The sequence below is a fragment of the Haloferula sp. A504 genome (assembly GCF_044385805.1).
Lineage (GTDB): Bacteria > Verrucomicrobiota > Verrucomicrobiia > Verrucomicrobiales > Akkermansiaceae > Haloferula.
In genome coordinates this window covers 1-17,318 of the sequence record NZ_JBISBU010000083.1, presented here as the reverse complement: position 1 = coordinate 17,318, position 17,318 = coordinate 1, and the positions used below count along the sequence as shown (strand labels likewise).

The 17,318-nt window shown below is 62.1% G+C and carries 6 protein-coding genes; 2 read left to right on the top strand and 4 right to left on the bottom strand.

Features of this window, described 5'->3' with window-relative positions:
• The 4 genes from ACG2LG_RS22270 to ACG2LG_RS22255 form a co-directional block, all read right to left on the bottom strand.
• A partial coding sequence (locus ACG2LG_RS22270; RefSeq protein ID WP_396262814.1) for a DUF6288 domain-containing protein occupies window positions 1-5,934 on the bottom strand: 5,934 nt, incomplete at its 3' end.
• 649 nt (window positions 5,935-6,583) lie between these two features.
• Window positions 6,584-9,739 carry an invasin domain 3-containing protein gene (locus ACG2LG_RS22265; protein WP_396262812.1) on the bottom strand — a complete coding sequence of 1,052 codons (3,156 nt, stop codon included), beginning with the start codon at window positions 9,737-9,739 and terminating at the stop codon, window positions 6,584-6,586.
• A gap of 914 nt (window positions 9,740-10,653) precedes the next feature.
• Window positions 10,654-13,044, bottom strand: coding sequence for an Ig-like domain-containing protein (locus tag ACG2LG_RS22260; protein ID WP_396262810.1), 2,391 nt, complete (start codon window positions 13,042-13,044; stop codon window positions 10,654-10,656).
• 185 nt (window positions 13,045-13,229) lie between these two features.
• Window positions 13,230-14,006, bottom strand: coding sequence for an MYXO-CTERM sorting domain-containing protein (locus tag ACG2LG_RS22255; protein WP_396262808.1), 777 nt, complete (start codon window positions 14,004-14,006; stop codon window positions 13,230-13,232).
• 223 nt (window positions 14,007-14,229) lie between these two features.
• Between ACG2LG_RS22255 and ACG2LG_RS22250 the strand changes: the two genes are divergently transcribed.
• Window positions 14,230-16,323, top strand: coding sequence for an ATP-binding protein (locus ACG2LG_RS22250; RefSeq protein WP_396262806.1), 2,094 nt, complete (start codon window positions 14,230-14,232; stop codon window positions 16,321-16,323).
• A 19-nt stretch (window positions 16,324-16,342) separates the two neighbouring features.
• Window positions 16,343-16,999 (top strand): response regulator, encoded by a 657-nt coding sequence (locus ACG2LG_RS22245; protein ID WP_396262804.1) that lies wholly within the window; start codon window positions 16,343-16,345, stop codon window positions 16,997-16,999.
• The last annotated feature ends 319 nt before the right edge of the window (window positions 17,000-17,318 follow it).

Genomic DNA, 17,318 nt, shown 5'->3' with positions numbered 1-17,318 from the left:
AACGGGCGTGCTGAAATTCATTCCTCCGTCCGTTGAATAGGAGATGTCGAAGGTTTTGAGGTTCCGGTCTCCGTCTCGGGTGTAGAGCCAGTAATACACCCTGTCGACATCATAGGCGCCCCCCAGTTCGAAGGTCAGTTCCTCGGCGCCGCCCGAGGGCGCACCGGATCCACTCAACCAGTAAGCGTCTGACTGGTAGGGATGGTAGTCGTCCAATTCGCTCAAGGGGTCCGAGACATCAGTCAGGCCGGAGCCGTCGATGACCTTGTCGATGGTGCGCGGGCTGCCGATGGTGGTGGTCGAGGTGGCGGCTATCGGAGTGATCACGGTGGATCCTCCCGCCGCGTTCACCGTGATGTTCAGGGTGGCCTCGACCGGGGTCGCGATGATGCCGTCGGTCACGCTGACGGTGAAGGCATCCGCTCCCACATCGGCATTGGTCGGGGTTCCACTGAGTGTGCCGTCCGTCGCCACGCTCAGCCAGGCCGGCCCGCTGACCTTGGCGTAGGTCAGGGTGTCGCCGTCGTCATCGGCGGCCATGCCAGCGATGGTGCCAGTGTAGGCGGCATCCTCGGTGGCGCCGGCACCCGCGATGGGATCGGCGGTGAACACCGGTGCGTCATTGGTATTGATCACCGTGATGTTCAGGATGGCTTCGACCGGGGTGGCAATGATGCCGTCGGTCACGCTGACGGTGAAGGCATTGGCGCCCACGTCGTCGTTGGCCGGCGTGCCCGAGAGCGTGCCATCACTGGCCACGGCCAGCCAGGCCGGGCCGCTCACCTTTGCATAGGTCAGCGAGTCACCGGCGTCCTCATCGGTAGCGCTGCCGGCGATGGTGCCGGCATAGACCGCATCCTCGGTGGCATCGCTGCCGCTGATCGGATCAACCGTGAACACCGGCGCATCATTGGTGTTGATGACAGTAATGTTCAAGGTTGCGTTGACCGCCGGATTGTTGCCGTCATCGACGCTCACCGTGAAGGAATTCGCACCCACGTCGCCGTTGCTCGGCGTGCCCGAGAGGTCGCCGTTGGAGGCCACGCTGAGCCAGGCCGGGCCGCTCACCTTTGCAAAGGTTAGCGTGTCACCGGTATCGACATCGCTGGCATCGTTGACAAGGGTCGAGGCGTAGGCAGCATCCTCGGTCGCATCGACCTCGTTGACAGGGTCGGTCGCCCATGTGGGTGCGCTGTTGCCCGGACCGCCGCCACCGCCAAGCGGACCACCAAAACGGATCTCGGCGATACCGATATAGCTGGTCGAACCGAAGGTCGTCAGGTTGGTCAACCGGATATGCGTCACCCCGGTCTGCTCGGCGAAGTTTCTGGTTTGGACACCGTCACTTCCACCCGTCGGTCCGATCAGGAAATCGCCCAGGGTCACCGCATCAATGGTCACCGGATAGGTTGATCCCCCGTCGAAGGAGAACGAGAGGTCAAAGGTCCTCAGGCCACGCTCGTTCTGTGAACGGATGTAAGGCCAGAGGTGAATCGAGTCGACCGATGACGCCTCAGCGAGGGTGTAAGTGAGCACTTCAGTGGTGCTGCGGAAATTGGCGGCATCATCAATGGCATTCGATGCACTCAACCAGTGGTCGTCGGCGCCGACATAGCCGACGGTCTCGCTGAGGATATCCCCACTCACACCACCCCCACTGAGCCCCGAGCCGTCAATGGTTGCAGTAAGCGTTCGCGGCGCACCGATGGTGGTGGTCGACGTCGCCGCAACCGGGGTGATGATCGCGATCGGCTCGCTGGTGGTCGCCGAGAACACACCCGAAGCCAGTGTCTGGTTACGGTTCACACTCTTGTCGCGTGCCAGTACCGAATAACTGTATTCGGTGGCCGCTTCGAGGCCGCTTGCCGTGTAGACTGGGCTGTCCTGCCAGCCACTGTCACTGCCGTTGCCGGAGGTGCAAATGAAGTAGTATTCGACACCGTTGACGTCCGTCGCGGTGGTCGCCGTCATGGTGATCGAGGAGGTGTCAACCGCTGTCGGAACACTGGCAAAGGTCATCGGATCCGGTGCCGGTGGCGTGGTGTCCTCCAGCGACTCCTTGACCCCGGCGACTGCCGCAAAACTGTCACCAATACGGATTTCATCGACGGCATTCGGGCCGCGGTTCTGGCTGAATGCCAGATAGTTGAGGGTCGTTTCGTCAATTGCATGCGAAACTGAAGATGCATACTGCTCGAAAACCCATTCATCAATCGGTGTGCCTTCCACGAAGGCATGGGCACTGACCGTATCGGTCGCGCCGAACTCAAACTTCAGGACCACCAGATAGTCCTTCGACTGTGTCGACTGCGTCGCGAAACTGCGGCCGTCCGTCTGCGCGACAATTGCGCCATTGTCAAAAACGGTAGGATATAGCGCAGTGGCTCCATTGGTGCCACGCGCGACTCCGATCCCGTCACCGAGACCGCTACCATGGGAACCGGAGGTATCGAGTTGCAGGCCGCGATCCTTGAAGCTGTCGGTGGTCAATGCCAAGCCGGCGTGAGCACCATAATGCGAGTAGGGGAAATGGAAGACCGCACTCATCCAAAGCACGCCATCAGGCCCCGCCATGTCGGCCGCCGACTGCGCCAGTGGACGGTAGGATTCAATCTCACCGTCATTGCCGTCCACACCGATATAGCGGCTGCCGCTGACCGGCCGGGTGGGAAGGCCTTCGAAAACGCCGTCCCAGTCGGGTTCGGCACCGGCATTGCCGGTCTCGTCATAGACCCAGGCCAGGCCCGAGATCTCGGGACCATCCGACCAGGCACCGGTCATTCCGGTGCCGCCGGCCGCTCCGGCCAGCGCGGCACCCGCAGGGTAGTCGAAGGGTTCATACACATGTTGCACCACCAGGGATTCGTCGAGTGTCAGGGAAATCGTCGCCGAATCGGTCTGCCCGAAACTGTCCGTGACCTGGAAAGTGAAGCTGTCTGAGCCGGAAGTGTAGGTCAGTTCGGAGGTATAGAACAGGTTGGGTGCCGTGCCCGAGAGCGTGCCATGGACCGGCACACTGGTCACGGTGTAGATCAATGGCGCGGATTCCGGATCCGCTCCCGTTAAGGTGATCGCGGTGGATACGCCGGGTGCCACCGGAATCGTCTGCGGGTCTGCAGTCGGCGGCAGATTCGACGGCAGTGTGCCGCCGGTGTCATAAAGTGTGACAGCCACGGTTTCCGTGACCTCCGAGAGCCCGCGCGCGTCGATCACCGCCACCTCGAAGAGATAATGCCCGGGGGTGTTGTCGAAAGTGATGGTGGTGTCCTTCGCGGTGTCCGTTCCGTTGTCGGAGAAAGTCACGTTGCCGGACCCGTAAACCTTGCGCCAAGTGTAGGTGAGTGCGCCCTTGGCGTGGTCGGTGACACTGGCGTGGAGTTGTGTCTGGTTCGCGGGGAGCGTCAGCTCGGTCGCATCCGCAGACACGAAGTCGAAGCTCTTGAGGTAATTCGGCGCGGCGGGATAGTAATCGGTATCGATCGCATCAAGCACCGACTGGGCCTCAGCCAGGTTGGCATCGAAACCGAACGAACCGTAGAATTCAGCAATGTAATCGAGACAAAGCTCGTCGATTGCGGGATCCGGCTCGACCAGCAGGGAGGTCGCTCCGAATTGCTGCAGGTCCTTGAAGAACTCGCCATAGAGGGCGCGGTTCCCATAGCCGTTGAAAGCCTCGCGGATCGAGCGTTCGGCCACGGGGATGGCCTCGGCGAAAGCGTGGCGCCCCAAGGCATCCATGGACGAATCACGCGCACCATCGGCGAACATGGCATCGCCGGGGGCACGGTAGAGCGCGGTGTCGACCAGGACATCCCCGAGTGCCTCGACATCGCTCTGGTTCAGCACATCAAAGGTCCCTTTCAAGCTGCTGCGGCCCTGGCCGGCGGCACAGTTGGCGATCGCGCGCAGCGCCGGATAAAGCAACTGCCGATCCACCCCGTCCAGGTTGACCGCGGTTCCGTTGTGGAGAATGCCGCCCGATGAGCCGAAGAGCACGCGGGACATTTCGTAAAGATCATGGTGCAGGGGATCCCGCGGATCCATCGGCAGTGCGTCCCGCTGCGCGGCGGCAGCGGCCGCAAGAATTGCATTCAGCTCGGTGCTTTTCGCCGGGTTGGGACGCAGCGCCCTCGCGGCAAGACGACGCACATGCGGATCGGAGTCACTGAGCAGGGCGACCAGGACCGGGACCGAACCGGGATCGGTCTTGCCGTAGTTGGCCAGTTCCTCGAGCGCGTAGAGGGCACCCATTTGCTCGTTCTCGACCGTGCTGCCGGCCATGGTGTTGAGGGTGGTGAAGTCCTCTGCCAGCAGGGTCATCTGCGCCAGCGCCCTACCCGCCTTCACCGGGACGACCGGCGACCAGTCCGCGACATCGGCGAGCAGCTCCGACTTGCTGCGGCTGGTGCTGTCGTAGGAACCGGATGCCATCGCTTCGGCAACCTCCGTGGCATCCAGCACGCCCGCAGCCGGACGACCGCGGCCGGTCATGTGCAGGCGCTTGAGCGGCAGCGCGTAGGTCAGGATATAGGGCGTGGTGCTGTTGAAGCCCGTGTAGTTGCTGTGGGTGGCAATGTGGTTGTAGTCGAAGCTGCCATCCCATTTACGCGCCAGGTCATAGAGCCAGCTGATCTCCGCAAAGTAGGACTTGATCGCGTCGTCCCCGCCGAGCGCCGCTCCCAGCGGCGACCACAGGTTCTGAAAATAGGGTCCGGTGTGCCCGGTCTCGTATTCCCCGTAAGCCGCCGTGGACATCTTGGCGAAATACTTGGCCTCCGCCTCCTTGCCGGTGGCCAAGTCCAGGGCCAGTGCCGCCGCTCCGCTCTTGCCGTTGGAACTGAACTCGTTGGACACGGTTGAGTGCTCACCGTAAGGAATCACCCCACGGCCCGCATAGGACCCATAGAATGCGGTGGCCCTGTCGATCCCCTCATCCAGCGCCGGGTTGACCACCCCACACTGCTTGGCCAGCAGTAGACCGTACCAGCCCGGGACAGCCGCCGAATTGATGGCCCCATAGCCGTCCATCATCGGAGTGGTGTCTCCGTCCGGCCAGCGGAACGTGGCGAACTGGTGGCCGAAGGTCCCGAAGATGCTCTGGCCGGTGGTGATGCTGTTGACGTGGGCCTCGATCGCCTCGAACACGCCGCCATTCGGATGCTCGCCGTAATTGAGGTAATACTCGCACAGTGTAATCAGTGTATGGCCACGGTTCCACCCAATCTTGCCCTGCGTTTCCGGCAGCCCGGAGTTCATCGAGGCAAGGTTTGCGGCATCGGGCAGGATCGAGGCGATCTCGGCATCGATCTGGGCCTTCATCGCGGCATGATCCGGATGGACGGGATCGTCCAGCGCCATCAGCGCCAGCGTGCCAAAGCCGAAAGTTCCCGGATTGTCCAGCGCCAGCAACGCCTGCCGCGCATTCTCGACAATCAGGTCGCATTTGGCATCCGCGACCGGGGCATCCGCGCCGTAGGCTCCCAGGGTCTGAAGCGTGAGGGTATGGGTCGAGGTCGCGCCCGCGCGCCAGACCTTCAGTTTCAACTCCGGTGTGGCACGGGCCTCCGCGTCTGCAATCGCCAATGCCAGCGATTTGCGCGCGTCGGAGGTGAAGTCGACCGGATCCGATCCGTCGCCGCTTGCCCCAAGGATCACATCGTCCACCAGAATGCCCCCGCTGTCGCCCGGCGATCCGGCGTCAACTCCGGACACAAGAATCTGGCGGCTTTGGCCGGTGTAGTTGAAGTCGCCCAGCAAGGCCTTCGGGTCCTTTTCACGATAGACCCAGCCTGTCAGTCCGGATGGACCGAGGTTGATGCTGGTCTTGGTGATCGTATCGGCGCTGGGGAAATCCGGATCGCCCGGATTGGTCAGATCCGGCGGAGCCGCCAAGGCCGAGATGAGGAGGCCCGGCACCACCAGGAAAACCGTCAACGGCCTCCGGAAGATGCTTGCTGGGAATGATCGGCCAAGGGCAGGTGACGCGGGAGCAGGGGTGTGTTTTTTCATCCGGTTGGACTTGGAGTTTTCTGGCTTTGTTGAGATCCGCCGCCGGTTTCGATGATGGCCATCATCAACGGAAACTGATGGTTTTCTCAGAATAACAGATCGTGTGAAAGCCAGTCCGCCACGATGTTTTCAAGCACCAATGCTCGAACCATCCTGACTGTTATCCGAACAGCTTTCGTGTTTTTCGCCCGGGCCCTTCCTTCTCCGTCAGCGGACGGCTTTCCCGGTGGCCTTGTGGCGATGATGGAAGTTCTCACCGCCCCGGGAAACCCGCGATGCCCGCGGTGTTGGGACGCCATGGAAACCGCGAGGTCAGTGAAACCAAACACCGACGGTGTCAGGCGCTTGATGCGGAACAAGTTGGTCGCGTCGATATCGACGTCCGCCGGGTCGGTGTCCTCGACCAGCGGGCCGACGTTGCCCTCGGTGGGCAGACCGGATCACGTGGATCGTGCCGCCGGGCCCGGGGTGCCGGTCCGGGGCGCGAGGAGCGGGAAGCCGTCGATGGCGCCATCGGGTCTCGAATCAAGGCGGAGTCCGGAATCACCCGAAACCGCACTCCGTTCCGTCTTCGCTATGGAGTGGAAAGCAGGGTCACCATGTTGTTCCCGAGGCCAAGGCCGATACGGAAGTAGCTCCGTGCGTTCTGGTTCCAGTGGAAGGACTGGTTGGCCGGAGAGTTCTCCACGCTCTCCTGGTAGGGTCGGGTGTCTTCGGACAGCACGTAGTCCGGTTGGGGAACCTCGGGAAAGGCCCAGAGCTGCGCTCGCTCGACGGCATTGTAACCGGTGTAGGGGTAGGATTCCACCACCCCGTCGTTCTGCATCCCCGCGCTGGCAATGACAAATGGCAGGTCGGGATTGGCAAACTCCGTCCGCACGTCGGCAATGAGGTCCGGGAGGTTGAACTTGTATTCCTCGGCAACCTCCACCGGTGCTTTGTCACTGGTGCCCTGGTGCCAGGCGAAGCCGACGATCTGGTAACCCCTGCCGGACCACTCCGGGAATTCGGTGTCGAGGTTCAGAAGCACTTCACGCGCATTGTTGAACATCTCCTCATACGATGAGCCGACCACGCCGCCACGGGCCGCCACCGCGCTCGGCGGACGGAAGTTGCCGACGAGCGTGTGTCCACCCCAGGCGGTCTTGATGATCAGCACGTCGTCCGAGGGGTAGTAGTCGCCCAGCACCTGTCCAAAGGCGTATTCCGGACCGAACCAGTTGATGTTGGCACCACGGAAAGGAGGACCGAGGTCGCCCTTGCCGGGAGAGTCGGCGGGGGTCGGGAGATTGCCGGACGCGCCGTTGTAACCCCAATACTTCACATCGCTGCGGGTTTTCCAGGCACTGGTGGCCGGCTGGCCGGGATCGACCAACAGCGAGGTGTAGTCGTATTCCGTGTAAGTGCCGTTGTTGACGGCCAGGTAGCGCAGACTACCGATGGCACCCGCGACGCCGCCGTTTCCGATTTCACTGTGCCCGTAGCCGACCATGTTCGACTGGCCGGCGAGGATGAAGACCTTGATGCCGGTCGGATCGTTGTCCCATGTCCGGAACTGACCCGTCGTGCCGTTGCCAAGCGGCTGGCCCGCGCCGTTGGCGATGCGGTCCATCGTCACCGTGAAGGCGCTATCGATCGCAAGTGCCGAGCCAAGCGCGAGGGTGACGGTTCTGCCGTCCCCGCTGAGCGAGGCACCGGTGATCGCGACGGAGCCGCCACCGTCCTGATTCACGGCGTAGTTGAGCGGATCGGTTGCGGAGACGGAATCCATCTCTTCGCTGAAGTTCAGCGTGATCGTGGTGTTGCTGCCCCACAGGCTGCTGAGGACCACCGGTGGGCCGAGGTCTTCGGCGCCCACTTGAAGAAACAGCCTGGGTTCGGTGAGGAGATCAGGATCAATGGTGACGTCCACGATCTCGACCGCACCGACAGGGCTTCGGGGCGTTTGAGTCGCGCCGGATTCCCAGAACCATTCTTCGAGATTGGTCGAGTACCAGATCTTGTAGGTCAGCCCGGTGAGCGACTGGGTGCGCCGGGTGTAGCTGAAGGTTCCAGCCGCGGCATCGAAGGGTACCGCATACGGGTTCGAAGAGCCGCCGTTCTGCGGGTTGAGTCCGAAGATCCGCTCCTCATCGTTGGTGAGGCCGTCGCCGTCATCGTCGCCGCCCGCCGGACCGAGGCCGGGATAATCGAAGGCCCAGTTGTCATAGTCGCCCACGGCCCCGGTTCTTCCGAGTTGCAGCGTGTAGCCGCCGGGGTTTCCACCCGCCGAATGCAGGCGCATGACCACCCATCGTCCCGTGAGTGTGCCGCCGGGCAGCAGATACTCGTTCAGGACGCCGCTGCTCCGGGCCAGGTTGACCGAATCGTCAGGCGTGGGTTGTGACGTGAAGATCGGCAGGGGAATCGTGGTGGCGGCGTCGCCGGGATCGGAGTCGGTAACCCAGAAATCGATCGAGGTGATATCGTCAACACCATCGGCTTTCCGCTGGGCATGCACAAAGCCGTCGAACGAGACGATCGTGCCCATGTCGTAAACGACCGTGTGCGCGTTCGTTCCGCTCACGCCGTCCGAATCCACGCCGCTGGCGATGAACCAGCTGCCCCTGTTGTTGGTGGTTCCCACGTCGGCGACGGTCTCACTGCCATCGTAGAAATTCGTGATCGGGGCGGTCTGGGTGGCGCTGGTGCTTGCGGCGACCGGATCATTGAGCAGGCTGACCAGAAAAGCGGCTCCCACCTGGGTGAAGGTCACGCTGGCGGTCTGGGTGATCACCACACTGTCGGTCACGGAAGTGGCAGTGAAAACCATCGTGCCTGCGGTGCCGGAACTGACCGTGAAGGTCGCCACTCCGCTTGCATTGGTTGTCTGGGCACCGGCCGGGGTGATGACCGGCGAGCCCGGACCCGAGGTCTTTGCCAAGGTCACACCTTCACCAGCAACCACCAGACCGGAGGCGTCCTTCAGCGTGACGGTGATCGTCGAGGTTGTCGTGCCATCCCCGGCCACGGTAGTCGGTGAGGCGACCACCGTGGATGTGCCTCCGTTCACGGGGCCTGCCACCGGCACGGTTTGGAAATCCACGCCGGCGCTACCGATGGTCACCGACTCGCTCGTGGCGGCAAATGTCTCGAGGCCGACGGTGCCGGACTTGACCGTGAAGGTCGCCACGCCGCTGGCGTCGGTCGTGTCGGTGGCGGGGTCGATGCTGGCGCTGGCATCGCCTGTGAGCGATACCACTTTGCCCGGAAGCGGCAGGCCGCCGGAATTCCTCAGCGTGACGGTGATGGTCGAGGTCTCCGTATTATCCGCCAGAATGGCGGTCGGCGAGGCCGATACCGTCGAACTGCCGGCATCCACGACCAGGTCTTGGAAATCCACGCTGGCGTTCTGCGTGACCACCACGCTGTCGGTGACCGAAGTGGCGGTGAAAACATTTGTGCCGACCGTACTGGAACTGACCGTAAAGGTCGCCACTCCGACTCCATTGGTGGTCAGCGTGCTGGACGGGCTGATCGTCGGCGTGCCCGGTCCCGAGGTTTTCGCCAGGGTCACGCCTTCGCCTGCGACCGGAGCGTCGGAAGCATCCTTCAAGGTCACCGTGATGGTGGACGTCGAAGTCCCATCGGCGAGCACTGCCGGCGGCGAGGCAGCCACCGTCGACTTGGCGGCGTCCACCGGGTTGGCCGGACCGGAAACGACGCTGCCGGAGATGGCAATGTTGTCCATATAATTATCACCAGTCCAGTTGCCGGTCGCTATTCTGTAAGTAGCAGTCTGACCAGCTGCAAGAGTCGTGCTGGATACCAATGAGAGGTCGACTTCAAACCCGACCCAAGCGGTGCTTCCAGACACAGGGACAGTGACCGGGCCCACTGAAGTCAGGGGGCTGGCAGATAGCACGGGTGGATTGGCAAATGTTCCATTCTGCACCAAGGATACCGTAACGCCCCCCTCGTCGGTAGCGGTCCCGCGAAGAAGATTAAAGTGAATCTTGCTGAGAGTCACATCCTCTGCTCCCGTATTGGTAATCTCGTAGTTGATATGACTTGTTGAGCCTCCAATCCGAAAAGTCGCCACGTAGGGGTTGGGAGTGCCCGATGCCGGAGCAGTAGCAAATGTCGAAAGACCCCAAAGAGTGTTGGTGCTGTTCGTCCTGGCTCCCCACTGGAGTTCCTTGCCGGTCGTCTGGTCCGTCCAGATTCTGGCCGCAACCGCGCCAACGGCGCCGGCGTCCTGCTTGAAGCCCTCCTTGAGTTCCCTGACCCCTGAATTGGAAAATATCGTGGCCGGAGCAATCGTGTTCTGGGTCTGAGTGCCGTCAAATCCACCGAGGAGAATCGATTGGCCGTGGCTGGTCGTCAGGCAGGCGAAGGCTGCCCCCAGAAGTGCGGGTAGGGTTTTGTTCATGGTGATGTGGTAGGGGAACGTGATCTGTCCGTTTCCTTTCGCCTCTCAAGGGATTGGCACACCCGGATGGCGGCAGAGATCGAAATGCAGGGTCTGCGGTTTGTTTTGTCCTGTCGTGCGATCGTATGATCTCCGGGTGGCTTATTCGTTCATTCCCGTTTCGCCCGATCTTAATCCGAACCGGGCCACCGCGACATCGCGGAGCCCGGTTCCCAAGACCTTGGGATAAAACCTCAGGGTGTCACGGTCACCTTGAGGCGGGCGAACAGTTTGCCGCCCACGGCAAGGCTGGCGGGAATCTTGACCTGCACGTTCGTCGGATCGCTGCCCGTCTCGGTGATGACCACGCCGTCAACTGAGTCGACTGCCGTCGTCCAGCCGGCAAGGTCACTTCCGTATTCCACGGAGATTTCGGTCGTGCTGTCCGCCTCGGCAGCGTCGTCGCGGTTGAAGGTGAAGACCAGATAGATCGGCGAGCCGCTGTTGTCGTATGCGAAGGTCGGCAGCAGGCTGATTGCGTTCTCATTGACGTCCGCCGCGCCCAGCGCGTAGGCCACGGCATTCGCCACGCCGTCACCATTGGCGTCGCCGTTGGCCGGCGCGCCGCCGGACCAGGTGGCGTAGCTGGTGCCACCTCCGCCGCCGGAGCCGACGGTGCCCGAGATGGCGATGTCATCGATCCGCATGCGACCCGTACCGGCACCCGAAACCAGGGTGAAAACGGCGGATTCACCGGCACCCAGGACGTTGTCCGACAGGATGGAAGTCAGGTCGACATCGTAGCCGGTGTTCGCATTAGCCGTGTAAGTCACGACCGTGCTGCCGCCGCCTGCGGCCGTCAGATCGCCGCTCGCGTAGGCGACCGTCATGTCAACACCGGCACCGCTATCAAGCTGCACCGAGAAGTGGATTTTTTCCAGGGTGATGTCGCCGCTGCCGGTATTTTGAACACGGAATTCCGTCGTTGTGGTGTCCGCCACGGTGAAGACGTTACGCCCGTCATCAGTGTTGGGAAGGGTAGCCAATACCGTGCTACCCGTGCCCCAGTAGCCCAGCGAGAACTGGCCGGCCCCGCCCCACTGCGGTTCCTTCGCCACGTTGCTGAACATGTACAATTCGGCCGTGAAGCCCGCCGTCGCCGCCGCAGTGCGTTGGTGGGGATCACGGATGTATTTGTCACCTTCAGACTGGAAGGTGCCTCCGGAGGTGAAGCCTCCGCTTCCATCCGGGATCTCATAGGTATTGTGGCCGTCGAATCCGGCGAGGAGGATACTCGTGGTGGCCACGTCCTGGAACGCCACGTCGGCCGTCTGGGTCACGCTCACCGACTCACTGGTGGCGGTGAAGTTTTCGGTGCCGACGGTACCGGACTTCACCGTGAAGGTCGCCAACCCGCTGGCATCGGTCGTGTCGGTGGCGGGGGCGATGCTGGCGCTGCCGTCGCCCGACAGGGAAACCAGCTTGCCGGGCAGCAGCTGGCCGCCGGCATTCCTCAGCGTGACGGTGATGGTGGAGGTCTCGGTGTCATCCGCAAGCACCGCGGACGGCGAGGCGGACACGGTCGAGTTGCCGGCATCCACGAGCGTCGATTGGAAATCGACGCTGGCCGTTTGGGTGACGACGATGCTGTCGGTCGAGGAGGTGGCGGTGAAGACTTCCGTCCCCACGGTGTTCGAACTGACCGTGAAGAGCGCGATGCCGCTGGCATTGGTGGTCAGCGTGGCGGACGGACTGATCGTCGGCGTGCCGGGTCCCGAACTGGACAAGGTGACATCCTCGCTGGGTACCGGAAGACCGCCGGAGTCCTTGAGGGTGACCGCGATGGTCGAGGTTGCCGAACCATCAGCGAGTACCGTCGTCGGCGAGGCTGACACCGTCGAGGTGTCGGCATCCACCGTGCCTCCGGTGATTGACCCGACGATTCCGGAGATGGCGATGTTGTCCATATAGTTATCACCACTCCAGTTGGGGACCGCTATTCTGTAAGTAGCAGTCTCACCACTGGCAAGAGTCGTACTGGAAACCAATGAGAGGTCGACTTCATACCCGACCCAATTGGTGGTTGCATCCAGGCTGACATTGACTGAGCCCACTGAAGTCAGGGGGCTGGCAGATAGTATGGGTGGATTGGCAAATGTTCCATTCTGCTCCAAGGATATCGTAATGGTGTCACCCCCGTCGTTAATGTCCGCTCGTTTATGATTAAAGTGAAGCGTGTCGAGAATCACATCCTGTGTTCCCGTATTGGTAATTTCGTAGTTGATGTGACTTGTGGCTGAAAGCCGGAAAGTCGCCACGTATGGGTTGGCAGTGCCCGATGCCGGAGCCGCATCAAACGTCGAAAGACCCCAAAGGGTGTTGCTACTGTTCGTTCTGGCTCCCCACTGGAGTTCCTTGCCGGTCGCTTGGTCCGTCCAGATTCGGGCCGCGACCGCGCCAACTGCTCCGATGTCCTGCACGAAGCCCTCCTTGAGTTCCCTGACTCCTGTGGAAGAGGTTACAGTTGCGGGAGCAATCGTGTTTTGGGTCTGAGTGCCGTCAAACCCACCGAGGAGAATGGATTGTCCATGGCCGCTTGTCATGCAGACCAAGGCTGTCGCCAGAAGTGTGAGTGGGTTTTTCATGGTCGTGGAGTGGCTTGGATTCGTTGTTCCTCGATAGTTGGAATCGGGAAGCGATCAATGGGGGAAACGTGCATGCTTAACCTAACTGCAGCCTCCTTGTTGGAGAGACTGCGGAAATTTGAGAAAGGGAGAAATTGCAGAGGAACCAGCGACTTGATTCCCTGATTCCCGCGCGCGGAAATCTCCTAGCTCCGGCGGCGGCGCAGCATGGCCAGCAAGCCGAGGCCGCCTAAAAGAGCTGCGGATGGCTCGGGAATCGGAACAATGGTGCCGGACATGCCTATGTCGTCGACCCGCATCCGACCCGTGCCTGATCCCGAAACGAGGGTGAAAACGGCGGACTCACCGGCACCCAGGGTGTTGTCGGAAAGGATGGAGGTCAGGTCCACATCATATCCGGTATTGGCGCTGGCGGTGTAGGTCACAACCGTACTGCCGCCGCCTGACGCCGTCAAATCGCCGCTAAAATAAGATACCGTCATGTTCGTGCCGGCACCTGCATCAAGTTTGACCGCAAAAAATATGCTCTCCAACGTGATCGTGCCCGAGCCGCCGTTGGTGACTCTGAATTCAAGCGTCGAGGTGTCGGTCACCGTGTAGACGTTGTTGCCGTTTGCGGTGCTCGGGGTGGGCGTCAATCCCATGTCGCTGGCCCCCCAGTAACCCAACGAGATTTGCCCAGCACCGCCCCACTGCATTTCCTTGGCGACATTGCTGAACATATACAATTCAGAGGTGAACCCTGCCGTCACGGCCGCCGCGCTTTGGTGTGGATCCCTGATGTATTTGTCACCAGCAGATTGGAAGACGCCACCGGCCACCAGGGGTGTAAGTGGGTTGCCGTCTGTATCAGCCAGGTAGGTATTGTTGCCGTCGAAGCCTGCCAGAAGGACAGAAACCGCGTTGGCAGAGGAGACCATGCCGGTGGCTGCCAGGAGTGAGAGTAGCTTTTTCGCTTTCATGGTGTGTTTTTGGGGAGCGTGCTTGATCCGTTTTCTTCTCAAAGAGTGCCTAGGGATATGGATTACAGGGAAAAACCGTGGGATTTGCCTAGTCGTGCGATCGTATGATTTTAGAGCGGTGACTGGGGGAGAAAGCTTCGGTGCGTAATCAAAAAATCACCATCACCAGACTAGGCGGTCCATGATCAAGGGGAAGGATGGGCTTGTCGTATTATCGTACTACATGACCCAAATGACCGGGGGTTCCGGCCTGACAAGGACGGCGGGATCGGGCAGCTTGGCGGGGATGGTCCGGTTGCGCATCGTGCTTTTCCTTGGGTGGCTGGTTGCCTGGCTGCCGGGGCCGGTGTGCGCGCAGGGCGAGGGGGATGTCGCGGAGCGGTTGATCCGGCGCCTGAGCCCGGAGTTGAGGCGGATCGAGCAAAGACTTGGGGAGATCGGACGGGAAATGGAGTCGTTGCCGGAGGTGCGGGAGGAACCTTGGGGCTCGCGATTCGGGCACCGGAGCGGGGACTTGCCCAGTGGGACAAGTCCGGACTGGGTGCAGCTGGATCTGGGCGACCGGCGGAAGGTGGACATGGTGGCCCTGATGCCGGTGAACCTCGCTTACCTGGGGGAGGCGCGGGCGGGATACGGCTTCCCGAAGCGTTTCCGGGTGGAGATTTCGAACCATCCCGACATGCGCGACGCCGTGGTGGTGGTGGACCGGAGCGCATCGGATGTCCCGAATCCCGGCCAATATCCCCTGGTGTTCGAGTTCGGGCCGGTGGCCGGCAGGCACTTGAGGTTCACCTCCCTGAAGCACGACTCCAGCAAGGGGAAGTATTTCTGGGCCCTGGAGGAACTGATCGTGATGTCGGGCAATCTCATGGCGGGAGCGGGATCGAACGTCACCGAGTCGAGCCGCATGGTGCTCGTCCCCCAATGGGCGCCGGCAAGGATCGTCGATGCCCAGAGCACGCTGGGGATGCCGGTGGACGTGACGACCCCGAGCCCTACGATCGGCTATCTGAGCGCCAGCCTGAAGGACATGGCGTCGGGTGGACGTTTGTTGCCTCCGGGACTCTGGAAATGGTGTGCCGTTGATCTCCAGAAGCCGGAGGTCATCGAGCAGGTGAACTTGCTGCCCCTGGAATCGGATGCATACGAGGTGGTGGGGGGGCGGGGATTTCCCCGGATCGCGAGGGTGCAGTTGGCAGACGAGTCCGATTTCGGGGAGGTGGTCTGGGAGAACCGGATGAGTGAGTTCGTCTTGGGCTACCCGCCCGGGTGTCCGTTCAGTGTTGCGGTGCCGAAGGTGAAGGCGCGATACGTCAGGGTGTTGGTGGGGCGGATGTGGGGGCGCGATGATGCCGGTGTATTCGGGCTCGCCGAGCTGCAGGTCTGCGGCTCGAACCGAAATCTGGCGTTGAACAAGCCGGTATTCGTCAAGGACGAGACCGACAAGCCGCCGGAAGCCGGTTGGGCCCCTGCTGCGCTGGTGGATGGCTACAGCAGTCGCCATCGGCTGATCGAGTGGCCGGAGTATCTGCGGCTGATGGACCGGCGGGGTCGGCTGGAAAAGGAGAAGACCGCCCTCGAACATCGACGGGAGGCGAAGCTGAAGCTGGGAAAGGAAATCCTCGCCGGCATCGCGGTGTCGGCCGGGGTGCTGGTGGTGGCAGCCTGGATCTGGGGGATGGTGCGGCATCGGGTGCTGAGGCGGCGCGAGGTGGAACGGCTGCGCCAGCAGATCGCCCGCGACCTGCACGACGACATCGGCAGCAACCTCGGGGGGATTGTCCTGTTGAGCGAGATCGGCAGCGAGCACAGCCCGGACGAGGAATCGCGAAGCGACTTCCTGGCGATCCGAAAGGCGGCCGAGGACGCCTCGCTGTCGATGCGCGACATCGTGTGGCTGATCCAGCGCGAGCGCGTCGGACTGAAGGATTTCGTGACCCGCATGCGGCAGTCGGTGCGGGTGATCCTGAATCACCCGGAAGTGTCGCTGGAAGTCGAGCCCGCCGAATTCCGCGACCGGCCGTTGGGGCTGCTGTTCCGACGGCACGTCTTCCTCGCCTTCAAGGAGGCGCTCAACAACGTCCGCAAGCACGCGCAGACCCGCGAGGCCGCGGTGAAGCTCGAAATCCTGCCGGACCGCCTGCGGTTCACGGTTCGCGACCACGGGGTCGGGTTCGACCCCGGGAAAGTCGGCGGCTCGGGGCACGGCTTGAACAACCTGAAGCGCCGCGCCTCCCGGGTGGCGGGCGACCTCCGCATCGACAGCGCTCCCGGCAAGGGGACCGAAGTCGTCTTTGAAGCACCCTTTTCCAAGTAATCCGAACACGAACAGGCCGATGAAAACCGAAACGGAAGTATGGCTGGTGGAAGACAACGAGATCTTCGCCACCGGCGTGGAGCGCACCCTCAGCCGCATGGAGGGCATGAAGTGCGGCGGAAGATACCCGTCCGTCGAGCAGGCCTTCGCCGCGCTGGAGGCCGGCGGAAAGCCGGACGTGATCCTGCTCGACGTGCAGTTGCCCGGAATGGACGGCATCACGGCCTTGTCGCGTCTCAAAGCCCTGGCGCCCGGGGCGCAGGTGGTGATCCTCACGGTCTTCGACGATGCGGACAAGATCTTCCGGGCGGTCTGCGCCGGGGCCTCGGGCTACGTGCTGAAGTCGTCGACTCGCGCGGAGATCGGCGAGGCGATCCGGCAGGTGATCGACGGCGGGGCCTCGATGGCGCCCGAGGTGGCGCGCAAGGTGCTCGACACCCTGGCGAACCAGAATGGCGGCAGGGATCCGAAGGAAACCGACGACTACGGCGTGACCCCCCGCCAGCGCGACATCCTGCGGCTGATGGCCGAAGGCCTGGTGAAGAAGGAGATCGCGGATGCGTTGAACATCAGCCTGGCCACCGTCTCGACCCACATGCAGCGGGTCTACGAGAAGCTGCATGTGACCACCAACACCGGAGCCGTGGCCAAGGCCCTGCGGGAGAAGTTGATCTGAGGCGAAGAAGCCGCACGGAAGAGACGGTCCCGTGGCGAGCCGGGGCGCTTCACCTCGCGCAAGAAATCCGGCAGCGCTCCGCCCCCCTCCATATTCGCGAAGCGACTGCATTTCAGACGCTTCCGAAAATCTTATGCTACCGGGATATCCCGTGAGTTGATATCATTCCTGCGCCACTCCGGCCCGCAGGAAGAGCTTGTCCAGCACCTCGCTGGCGGTGGCGGTAACCCGGATTTCTCATACCGAGAATTGAGGGCGGTTGGAGTTTTGGTGTAAGTTGTTGGTGTTCAAATCAATGACTCACACACAAAACCCAACC